The sequence below is a fragment of the Brevundimonas sp. genome (assembly GCF_036405315.1).
Taxonomy (GTDB): domain Bacteria; phylum Pseudomonadota; class Alphaproteobacteria; order Caulobacterales; family Caulobacteraceae; genus Brevundimonas.
This window is the reverse complement of record NZ_DASWXW010000048.1, coordinates 1-3,469: the sequence shown is the minus strand read 5'-3', so window position 1 is coordinate 3,469 and position 3,469 is coordinate 1. Positions and strand designations below refer to the sequence as shown.

At 69.8% G+C, this 3,469-nt stretch carries 1 protein-coding gene and 1 pseudogene; both read right to left on the bottom strand.

The features are described 5' to 3' along the window. A pseudogene (locus VGE49_RS03115) lies at window positions 1-543 on the bottom strand (ammonium transporter); the annotation flags it as partial. Between the two features lie 42 nt (window positions 544-585). Beyond that, on the bottom strand, window positions 586-3,469 hold a 2,884-nt coding region (locus VGE49_RS03110; RefSeq protein WP_331033122.1), incomplete at its 5' end, for a glutamate synthase-related protein.

Below are 3,469 nucleotides of genomic sequence, written 5' to 3'. Positions count from 1 at the left end.
GATCAGGTGCCACAGGGTGAAGAAGAGGACGCTGGCCGAGAACTTGATCCGCTCGGCGAAGGCGCCAGCGATCAGGGCCGGGGTGATGATGGCGAAGGTCAGCTGATAGCTGATCCACAGGAACTCGGGCAGGCCGGGGGTGAGGGCGTGGGCCGTCTTCACCCCGACGCCGTTGAGGAAGAGGGCCTGAACCCCGCCGATGAAGCCGTTGGCCGGGCCTTCGACGGTCCCGAAGGACAGGGTGTAGCCGGCGACGAACCACAGGGCGGTGACGATGGCCAGGGCCGCGGTCGAATGGGCGATGGTGGCGATCAGGTTCTTCTTGCGCACCATGCCGCCGTAGAAGAGGGCCAGACCCGGCAGGGTCATCATCAGCACCAGGGCCGTCGAGGTCAGGATCCAGGCCGCGCCCGGCCCGTCCAGCGCCAGCGGGACCTGATGCGCCAGAAGAGGCGGGGCGGCGGCGAAGGCGGGCGCGGAAAGCGCAACGGCGAAAAGGCCGCAACAGAATGCTGCGGCCCTGGTGATCGTCGGTGGTGTCATGAAGGTCTCGGAGAGAAGACGCGGGCGGAAGGGGCGGGGACGTCAGGCCGGTTGGGCCAGCCTGACGTCGGTCTCAGCGGCCTCAGCGGCGAGCACGGTCTTGGGGACGATGCGGACGAAGCGCGGCGCGAAGCTGGACCAGTCGGCCAGGATGCGCCGGGCCAGGGGCGAGGCGGTGGCGGCGGCGTGAGCCTCGATCAGGGCCTTCAGCCGGTCTTCCGCTTCGGCGTCGATGTGACCGACCCCGGCCATGTCGCCGTTCAGGGCCTGGGCCGCGCGGCCGTCGGCGTCGAGCACGAACAGCTCGCCGCCGCTCATGCCCGCCGCCAGATTCCAGCCGACCGCGCCCAGAACGACCACACGACCGCCGGTCATGTATTCGCAGCCGTGCGCGCCCAGTCCCTCGACCACGGCCTCGGCGCCGGAGTTGCGGACGGCGAAGCGTTCGCCCGCCGCGCCAGCCACGAACAGACGACCGGAGGTCGCGCCATAGAGGGTGGTGTTGCCGCAGACCTGCTGATCCGCGCGCCATTCGTAGGGGCGGACGTGGATGTCGGCCCCCGACAGGCCCTTGCCGACGTAGTCATTGACCTCGCCGGTGACGTCGAGGATCAGGCCCCTGGCCCCGAAGGCGCCGAAGCTCTGACCGGCGATGCCTTCCAGTCTCAGCGTCAGACGGCCTTGTGGGCCTTGCGGGCCGAACTTGCGGACGATGGCCGAGGAGACCCCGGCGCCGGCGGTGCGCTGGGTGTTGTTCAGCGGATAGGACAGTTCCAGCGTCTGGCCGCGTTCCAGGAAGGCCTGGGCGTCCTTCAAGACCTGGGCGTCCAGGCTCTCGGGAACGGGCTTGCGGACCTTGTCGGCCCAGCGACCGGGGCGGTCGACGTCGACCTTCATCAACAGGGGGTTGAGGTCCAGGTCGTCCAGGTGCGAGCCGCCGCGCCGGGTCTGACGCAGCAGGTCGGTGCGGCCCACAATTTCATCAATGGTGCGGGCGCCGATGGAGGCCAGGATTTCGCGCACCTCCTCGGCGATGAAGGTGAAGAGGTTGACCACCTTCTCCGGCGTGCCGGTGAACTTGGCGCGCAGGCGCTCGTCTTGCGAGCAGACGCCGACCGGGCAGGTGTTGGAGTGGCACTGGCGCACCATCAGACAGCCCATGGCGATCAGGCCCGAGGTGCCGATGCCGTATTCCTCGGCGCCCAGCAGGGCGGCCAGGACCACGTCGCGGCCGGTGCGGATGCCGCCGTCGGCGCGCAGACTGACGGAGGAGCGCAGGTGGTTCAGGCTGAGGACCTGATGGGCCTCGGCCAGACCGATCTCCCACGGCATGCCCGCGTGCTTGACCGAGGTCTGGGGCGAGGCGCCCGTGCCGCCGTTGTGGCCGGCGATCAGGATGGCGTCGGCCTTGGCCTTGGCCACGCCCGAGGCGATGGCGCCGATGCCGGTGGCCGAGACCAGCTTGACCGTGACCTTGGCGTCGGGATTGATCGCCTTCAGGTCGTAGATCAGCTGGGCCAGGTCCTCGATCGAATAGATGTCGTGGTGCGGCGGCGGACTGATCAGGGTGGTGCCGGGAACGGCGTGGCGCATCCGGCCGATGAACTCCGTCACCTTGAAGCCGGGCAGCTGGCCCCCTTCGCCGGGCTTGGCGCCCTGGGCCACCTTGATCTCGATCTCGCGGCACTGGTTCAGGTATTCGGCGGTGACGCCGAAGCGGCCCGAGGCCACCTGCTTGACCGCCGAGTTGGCATTGTCGCCGTTCGGGCGCGGCACATAGCGGGCCGGGTCCTCGCCGCCCTCGCCGGAGACGGCGCGTGCGCCCATCCGGTTCATGGCGATGTTCAGGGTCTCATGGGCCTCAGGCGACAGGGCGCCCAGCGACATGGCCTGAGACAGGAAGCGGCGGCGGATGTCCGAGACGCTTTCAACCTCGTGCAGCTGCACCGGGGTCAGGCCGTCCTTGAAGTCCAGCAGGTCGCGCAGGGCCAGGTCCGGCTGCTCGCGAACGGCCTCGGAGTACTGCTTGAACCGCTTGTAGTCGCCGCGGTTCACCGCGTCTTGCAACAGGTGGATGGTCCTGGCGTCGTGGGCGTGGGCCTCGCCGCCCGCGCGGATGCGGAAGAAGCCGCCCATCGACGGCGAAGGCACGGCCGCGCCGAAGGCGACGGCGTGACGCTTGAGCGCCGCCTGCTCCAGACCGGCCAGACCGATGCCGGAGATGCGCGACGGGGCGCCGGGGAAGAACTCGGCGGCCAGGGCGCGGGACAGGCCCAGAACCTCGAACTCGCAGCCGCCCCGATAGGCGGAGATGACGCTGATGCCCTTGCGCGCCAACACCTTCAGCAGGCCGGCCTCGATGCCGTGCTTGTAGTTCAGGCAGGCGTCGTGAAGCGTCAGGCCCGGATAGGCGCCGCGATCCAGACGTTCCTGGAACAGCTCCTGCGCCAGCCACGGATTGACGGCGGTGGCGCCGACCCCGATCAGAACGGCGAAGGCGTGCGGGTCCAGAGTCTCGGCCGAACGCACCACCAGCGAGCAATAGGTGCGCAGGCCCGCCGCGATCAGGCGGCCGTGGGTCCCGGCGGTGGCCAGGATGATGGGCGCGGCCAGACGCTCGGCCGAGGCGTGTTCGTCGGTCAGGACGATCAGGGTGGCGCCGTCGCGGGCGGCGGCCTCGGCCTCGTCGCGGATGCGGTCCAGGGCCTGACGCAGACCGGCGCCGGAGCGGTCGCCCTCTGCGGGCAGGGGGTAGGTGCAGTCGATCACCGTGGTCGAGCCGTCGGCGACGACGCCCAGCAGGCGCTGATACATGCCGGTGGTCAGGACCGGGCTGTCCAGCACGAAGACCTCGGTCTGGGCCTCGTCCTGGGCCAGGATGTTGCCCAGGTTCTTGAAGCGGGTCTTCAGGCTCATGGCCCCGGCT